The sequence below is a fragment of the Actinacidiphila glaucinigra genome (assembly GCF_900188405.1).
In the GTDB taxonomy this organism is placed as follows: domain Bacteria; phylum Actinomycetota; class Actinomycetes; order Streptomycetales; family Streptomycetaceae; genus Actinacidiphila; species Actinacidiphila glaucinigra.
This window is the reverse complement of sequence record NZ_FZOF01000077.1, coordinates 1-3,647: the sequence shown is the minus strand read 5'-3', so window position 1 is coordinate 3,647 and position 3,647 is coordinate 1. Positions and strand designations below refer to the sequence as shown.

The 3,647-nt window shown below is 64.2% G+C and carries 3 protein-coding genes and 1 pseudogene; 2 read left to right on the top strand and 2 right to left on the bottom strand.

Translation table 11 applies throughout. The features are described from left to right. Positions 1–512 precede the first annotated feature (512 nt). A pseudogene (locus tag CHF15_RS46335) lies at positions 513–821 on the top strand (transposase family protein); the annotation flags it as partial. Positions 822–899: 78 nt separating this feature from the next. Here CHF15_RS46335 and CHF15_RS43730 read toward each other — a convergent pair. Next, entirely contained in the window at positions 900–1,775 is an 876-nt protein-coding gene (locus CHF15_RS43730) for a helix-turn-helix domain-containing protein (RefSeq protein WP_265737431.1), read from the bottom strand. Between the two features lie 323 nt (positions 1,776–2,098). Here CHF15_RS43730 and CHF15_RS43725 point away from each other — a divergent pair, with 323 nt between their 5' ends. Continuing rightward, positions 2,099–2,290: a hypothetical protein gene (locus CHF15_RS43725; RefSeq protein ID WP_089229513.1), complete on the top strand. Its 192-nt coding sequence runs from the start codon at positions 2,099–2,101 to the stop codon at positions 2,288–2,290. 510 nt (positions 2,291–2,800) lie between these two features. On the opposite strand, the gene CHF15_RS43720 is transcribed toward CHF15_RS43725, so the two are convergent. Beyond that, positions 2,801–3,184 carry a restriction endonuclease gene (locus CHF15_RS43720; RefSeq protein WP_245939385.1) on the bottom strand — a complete coding sequence of 128 codons (384 nt, stop codon included), beginning with the start codon at positions 3,182–3,184 and terminating at the stop codon, positions 2,801–2,803. Positions 3,185–3,647 lie beyond the last annotated feature (463 nt).

Genomic DNA, 3,647 nt, shown 5'->3' with positions numbered 1-3,647 from the left:
CCACAATGACCCGTTCACCTCGTACAGCCCCTAATCGGTGACTTCGCCCGGCGTGGCTCTCGCGAACGTGGAGGGGGTGAGTTGATAGCGGCGCTTGAGGCCAGCATCCGCGCAACGGGAAAGCGCCGAAGGAGACCGAACTGCTGCGTCTCTGCATCCGATCCGAATCGTCGCCTGTGCGGCGGGCACGCCCCCTTGCCGGTTCAACGGCGGCGCGAGGTATCACAACACCAGATGCAGCCTGCTTCAGCCGCTCAGAGAACAACCGACCACCAGCAACGTTCCATCGCCACGGCTCTCGAGCAGTGCGGTTCGAGGATTGTTGCTCTTGTGGGCGGGCATGGCTTTCCAGCAGGTGACACGATGGGTCTGAGGGGGCGCCGCGGCTCGCAAGAAGTCACCGCTCAGCTTTTGCAGGCCTAACAGGACGCGAAGAAGGCCAAGGCCGCCGAGGAAAAGCGCCTGCAGCAGGAATCGTTCGAAGCGGCCCCGTGCGGCAGGCCAGGCGCTTCGACCGCTCCACTGTCACTCGGGCGATCGGGGAGATCCGCGCCCTTTTGGCCGACCGTGGGTGCGCAGTCCCCGACCGTGCAGACCTGCGGCTGCTCACGCTGGCGGACGTGTTCGCCTACGCCCAGGCCGCGAATGTCGAGCTGCGTCTCCATACCACCGAGATCCAGGTCCGCCGACCCCAGGCCGGCCGCGGCGGGCGTCGAGCGTTCGTCTCGGGCAAGAAGAAGCAGAACACCATGAAGGCCACCGTCATCGCCGATGATCGGGGCCGCGTGTTATGGACCTATGGCCTGCGACCTGGGCAGATGCCCCTTCACCTCATGACGGGCTGGGCGGTGATAACCCGAACCGTCCCAGGGTCCAGGGTCCAGGGTCCAGGGTCTGAGTTATGGATCGCGTTGTGGGTTCTCTCCAACTTCCTGAAGGTAGTCACCGAGGGGTGGTAGCGCTGCCCATAGCTGGTCGAAGTATCCGGCGAAGTAGCTCATGAAAGTAGGGTCAGCGACGCTGAAGCCGTTCAGTCTTTGGCGTGGGCCGCCGGAGAAGGCCAAGAACACGATCGTGTCGTCGATGAGTGCCATGTTCAGACCGTCTGCACCTGGCGTCCACTTGAGCACGCTGGCTTCGTAGTTCAGGAGGTGCTTGCTGGCCTCGTGATGTTGTTGCGCCCATGCGAGCATGTCGCTGTCGGGCTGCCCGTTGCGATCCGGGATACCGATGATGCGCCGCACGCTCCGTTCGTCTTCCGTGTCCTCGCCGGCCCAGTCCAGGATCGATTTGAAGTATGCGGCCGAGGCAGGGGTCGTGTACTGCGTCGGCGGGTACCGCCGCATGTAGGTAACCCGAATTTCCGATCGGGCCCGGCAGATCCGTGCCGAGCCGGCCTCGTAGAACTCGCGGTTGTCCTTGTACCAGCGCGCTGACAGCATCGTGCCGTTCGGCGTCTGCTCTGGCCCGGACGCCTGCAGAGGGAACGGAACGCCGTCGTAGCCGTGTCGGCCCTCTTCGATCCGCCGTGACACATCGAGCCACCGGGCTTCCCATGCTGCGGGATCTTCGTCGCAGGCTCTGACGAAAGCCTCGGTTACCTCCCACGAGGGGAAACGCTGGCCGTTCAGAATCGCCGAGACGGTGCTGCGAGCGCACCCCATCTTCCGGGCCAGCGCCGCCTCGGTGGGCTTCTTCAACGTCCGGCGTCTCAGCTCCCGAAGTTCGGCCGCGAAGACTTGCCGGGGATCCTGCGAAGTGGGCTGCTCAGAGATGGCCTTACCCCCGTAGTGACACAGACTGCTACTGAAGGCCCGTCATTGTCGCCCATTGCTACGCACCTTCGCCAGACGTCGTCGGGGTGTCCACATTGGACCGACGAGTTCTACGCGCGTCCGCCAGCATTGCCACTCCCCCGGCCAGACCCAAAACTCGTAAGTAGCCATCACAGACGTACTCGGCGAAGGGAGCCTGCCATGTGAACAGCAACCGGCTCAGCAGGCCCGTGTAGGGCGTAGCTCAATGGCTAAGGCCGCTCCCTGATGCTTCTTGGCCGAAGCAGGGAGCGGCCTTCCGCTCAGAACACAAGGAGAACCTCGTGCTCGTCAACTTCAGGATAGACCTACCTGCCACCTTCACGGCCTTCCTGGCCGTTCTGGTGCTGGGCATCGTGTTTGTGGCGTCCTCGCTGTACCTGACCGGGGCGTGGCCGCCCGAGGGAGGTTGGCCGCTGCTGGTAGTGGCCTGTCTTGCCATGGCTGGGAATGCCCACGGCAGGCGGCAGCTGTGACGCCCGGCCAGACAGAGACCCGATGTCCGCACTGCAATGACTCAGGTCCGCACCGGATCTGCACGACGCCCGTGGTCGACTGCGGCGGCAACCGAGTCGTCGCGCAATCGTCACTGTGCCGGCGCTGCGATCGCATGCTGAGCCACAAGGAAAGCGATCCGTCTCGATGCGTCCCCGGCTGCGGCATGCCCCACGCTGCCGGTGCATGACTGCTGCCTCCTGCTCGCGCTGTCCCGGTCAGGGCTGCCTCCGGGGCATCGCGAAGCCGGTCTCACCGTCAGCCTCCGCGAGGCGCCTCGGCGCAGGCGTCGTAATCAGTGGACAGGTTGCTGTCGGCTAGGACCGAGGATGGTCTGTGCTCCGGGGATAAGCCACAGGCCGTCGAGGGTGTCAGCCTGCTTCGTCCTCACGGCCAGTCTCGGCTCTCGCTGACTAATCCGGCGCCGTCCAGGCGTCGCGGCATCCGCAGTAACCAGGCTCCCCGTCTCGACCGCGGCTGTACTGGCACGGTCATAACTCTGGATGAAGCATTCGATTGGTGCCGGAGCGGTTGATGTCGAGGCTGAGAAACGACGTCAAAGGGGTGCCACTGTTCCAGAAGCCCAGTAGGTCGACGTCGATGAGCGTCAACTGTTGCTTGGCTGCAAACTTTCGCGCTGGTTGGGTGTACTTGCAAGGGGCGACGAAGACCGGGACGTCCGCCTCGTGCTCGGCTCGGGCCGTACCGTTGAACGTCTGGATATCCCGGCTGCCAACCGAACGGTGCCAGGCGTAGCGCTTGCACTGGATCACGAGTGTCCTGCCATCGGGCAGGTAGCCGATGACGTCGGCGCCCAGGTCGCCAGCGCCGCCTACGCGGCGGACCTTGGTGCAGCCGTCCCGGCGGCACAGCATCGCCACGTACTCCTCGAATTCCTGGTCGTCATCCGCCAGACCTCATCCAGCGATTGAACGGCTTGCAGTCGTGCCTGTTCGGCCAGGCGGATCCGCTCGGCAGCAGCCTCGCGGCGGCCCGCCCGCACCAGCCCGGCCACCACCACGGCTCCAGCCACAACTGAAGCAATTTGCAGCTAACTTCATGCCCTAGCCCCAGCACCGGACGAGCCTGGAAAGGCGGCGAAAGACTGCAGGTCTAAGGGCCTTGCTCACTCCGCTCCATGGCTTCGTTACCGCTCTGCGAGGGCAGAACAAGGCTGCCATGGGAAGTCCGATAGGGGTTGTTCACATACGACAGCAACGCACATTGACTCGAGGGTAGGTATTATCCGGCAGCAACCCCCGATACACGAGGAGCGGCTGTCGTGTCCAACAACAACACCATTCAGGACCGGTATGCGACGCGTCTCGCAGAGGACCT